The following is a 3450-nucleotide window of genomic DNA, read 5'->3' as shown; positions in this document are numbered from 1 at the left end:
CGCCTGCTCGTGCTGGCTATCCCCCTGGCGGCCTGGCCCAGCGCCGTCCAGGAACTCGCCCGCGTCACCTCCCCCGGCGGCTGGGTCGAACTCGTCGAAGCCAGTATTGCACCAAAAGACCTCACTCCCTCGGGCCCTGTTACTCAGCGACTCTTCACATTGGGAGGGCAATTAGCCGCTCTGCGAGGCATCGATAGCGAAGGAGTGGTAGCCCGTTCACTGGACCACTATCTCTCAGCAACTGGCCTCATCAACATTGAGCGCCGTCAGATCGAAGTCCCAGTCGGTGAATGGGGTGGACGTCTCGGCTCTTTAATGGCACTGAACTTCCGGGAAGGGGCGAAAGCACTCAGCGCTCCAATCGCTCATCGGTTCGCAATAACAGAGCAGGAGATTGCCACAGCCATTGAGGAAATGCTGCAAGAATTCAACAGGTATCACACGAAATACAGCTATATCGTCGCTTATGGCCAGAAACCGTACTAACCAGTTCAACTAGAGTGATTCGACAAGACTAGAAGGAGCCTTGTTCCATGCCCTGGTGGTTCTTCCGCCGCCGCTCTCACAACAGCTCTCACGTCGCTGAACCCGCTCAGCCTTCCAGTGGCTGGCAGCTGGGCGAGGTCGCTCTGCCCCGTCTGCAGGGGCCTCGCCGCTATCTGCAGGAACAGCCCTATCTGCTCCCCAAAGACCTGGGCGAAGTCAACCGCCTCGACTTCCAACACTATGTCTTGCGTGCTGCCCTGCGCGGCAACTACCTGGCCCCCATCCAGCAGCCGCGCCGCATCCTTGACGTCGGCTGTGGTACCGGCCAGTGGGCCTTCGAACTCGCTCAGCAATTTCCCCAGGCCGAGGTCATCGGCCTCGACCTCGAACAGATCAAAGCCTCTGCTTCCCCTCCTCCCAACTATCGCTTCGTCCAGGGGGATGTCCTCCAGGGCCTCCCCTTCGCCAACGACTCCTTCGACTTCGTTCATCAGCGCCTTCTGACGGGCGCCATTCCTCTGACAGCCTGGCCGGGCGTCGTCCAGGAACTCGCCCGCGTCACCGCCCCCGGCGGTTGGGTCGAACTCCTCGAAGTCGGCACTGCTCTGCAGGATTATATGCCCTCTGGTCCTGCTACCCAAGAGTTCAATAGGCTCGCGGCTCAACTGGCTGCCCTGCGGGGGCTGGATGTCGAGAGCATCGTCCTGCGCTCCCTGGCTCGCTATCTGGAGGGGGCCGGCCTCATCAACATCCACTACCAGCCCCTCGACGTCCCCTTGGGCGAATGGGGTGGGCGCATCGGCTCCCTGATGGCCCTGGACCTGCGCGAAGCCTGCAAGGCGATCAGTGCCCCACTGGCTGCCCGCTTTGGCAGGCCCGAACAGGAGGTGCTCGCGCTCATCGACCAGGCCAGCCAGGAATGGGACGAGTTTCGAACACAATGGCACTTCGCTGTCGCCTATGGCCAGAAGCCTGTTCGGTCCTGATAACTAAGCCGGAGTGCGGCTCCCCGCTCCATCTGCAGGCCCGCACTCCCTGCCAAAGCAATACACCCCATACTTTGGCTCGCAAGGAGGATTGTGATTATGCCCTGGTGGTTCTTCCGACGCCGCTCTCGCGGCTCCACCTCGCCCGCTCGCCCTGCCAGCACCTCTCCCTCTTCCGCCGGCTGGCAGCTGGGCGAGGTCGCCCTGCCCCGTCTGCAGGGGTCCCGCCGCTACTTGCAGGAACAGCCCTACCTGCTCCCCAAAGACCTGGGCGAGATCAACCGCCTCGACTTCCAACACTATGTCTTGCGTGCTGCCCTGCGCGGCAACTATCTGGCCCCCATCCAGCAACCGCGCCGCATCCTCGACGTCGGCTGCGGCACCGGCCAGTGGGCCTTCGAACTCGCCCAGCAGTTCCCCCAGGCCGAGGTCATCGGCCTCGACCTCGAACAGATCAAAGCCTCTGCTTCCCCTCCTCCTAACTACCGCTTCGTCCAGGGGGATCTGCTCGAAGGTCTCCCGTTTGACAGCGACAGCCTCGATTTCGTCCATCAGCGCCTGCTCGTTCTGGCTCTCCCACTGACCGCCTGGCCGGGTATCGTCAAAGATCTGGCCCGCGTCACCGCTCCCGGCGGCTGGGTCGAACTCCTCGAAGCCGGAACCGCCTTGCAGGACTATATGCCTTCTGGCCCCGCTACTCAAGAGTTCTACCGGCTTGGGGCTCAGCTGGCTGCTCTGCGGGGCCTCGATACCGAGGGACTTGTCATGCGTTCTTTAGCTCGCTATCTGGAGGAGGCCGGTCTCATCAACATCCACTATCAGCCTCTCGACATCCCCCTGGGTGAATGGGGTGGACGCATCGGCTCCTTGATGGCCCTGGATCTGCGTGAAGTCTGGAAAGCAATCAGCGCCCCCATAGCCGCGCGTTTTGGCAAGCCCGAACAGGAGGTGCTCGCGCTCATCGACCAGGCCAGCCAGGAATGGAACCAGTTCCGCACCACTTGCCGCTTCGCCGTAGCCTATGGCCAGAAACCTGGCCGGCCCTGATCCCTGAACTGGAGTGCGGCCCTTGCTCCCATCTGCATATCTGCACTCGCTGTCAGAGACACCTTTATTCGCAAGGAGGATCCTGATCATGCCCTGGTGGTTCTTCCGACGCCGCTCTCGTGGCTCCACCTCGCCCGCTCGCCCTGCCAGCACCTCTCCCTCTTCCGGCCGGCAGCTGGGCGAGGTCGCCCTGCCCCGTCTGCAGGGGCCTCGCCGCTATCTGCAGGAACAGCCCTACCTGCTCCCCAAAGACCTGGGCGAAGTCAACCGCCTCGACTTCCAGCATTATGTCCTGCGCGCTATCCTGCGCGGCAACTATCTGGCTCCCATCCAGCAACCGGGCCGCATCCTCGACGTCGGCTGCGGCACCGGCCAGTGGGCCTTCGAACTCGCCCACCAGTTCCCCCAGGCCGAGGTCATCGGCCTCGATCTGGAGCAGGTCAAAGCCACCACTCCCCCACCTAACTACCGCTTCGTCCAGGGGGACTTGACCCAGGGTCTCCCCTTCGCCAACGACTCCTTCGACTTCGTTCATCAGCGCCTCCTGGTAGGCGCCATTCCGCTGGCGGCCTGGCCGGGCGTCGTCCAGGAACTCGCCCGCGTCACCTCCCCCGGCGGCTGGATCGAACTCGTCGAGCTAAGCACACACATCAGCAACCTCATTCCAGCAGGGCCAGCCAATCAGCAACTTGCCTCCCTCACAGGTCAGCTCGCTGCCCTTCGCGGGCTAGATAGCGAAGGCGTAGTCATGCGTTCCCTCGACCACTATCTGGCCCAGGCTGGCCTCGTCAATATCCAGCGCCATCCCATCCAGGTCCCTCTAGGGGATTGGGGCGGGCGCATCGGCTCTTTACTCGCTCTTGACTTCCGCGAGGTTTGGAAGGCGATCAGCGCCCCGCTGGCGGCACGTTTCCACATGCCTGAGCAGGAG

3 protein-coding genes and 1 pseudogene are annotated in these 3450 nt (G+C 62.9%); all 4 read left to right on the top strand.

What is annotated here, in order from left to right; translation table 11 throughout:
- Positions 1-486, top strand: a pseudogene (locus tag IRZ31_RS20720) (hypothetical protein); the annotation flags it as partial.
- Between the two features lie 47 nt (positions 487-533).
- Positions 534-1472, top strand: coding sequence for a class I SAM-dependent methyltransferase (locus tag IRZ31_RS20715; protein WP_297157491.1), 939 nt, complete (start codon positions 534-536; stop codon positions 1470-1472).
- A gap of 99 nt (positions 1473-1571) precedes the next feature.
- A complete protein-coding gene (locus IRZ31_RS20710) occupies positions 1572-2519 on the top strand; it encodes a class I SAM-dependent methyltransferase (protein WP_297157488.1) in 948 nt (315 codons plus the stop codon).
- An 88-nt stretch (positions 2520-2607) separates the two neighbouring features.
- Positions 2608-3450 (top strand): class I SAM-dependent methyltransferase (locus tag IRZ31_RS20705; protein ID WP_297157485.1); only part of this gene is annotated, 843 nt, incomplete at its 3' end.

The organism is Thermogemmatispora sp. (assembly GCF_019683635.1).
GTDB lineage: Bacteria > Chloroflexota > Ktedonobacteria > Ktedonobacterales > Ktedonobacteraceae > Thermogemmatispora.
The sequence above is the reverse complement of the archived record's forward strand: the minus strand, read 5'-3'. Positions and strand labels throughout refer to the sequence as shown.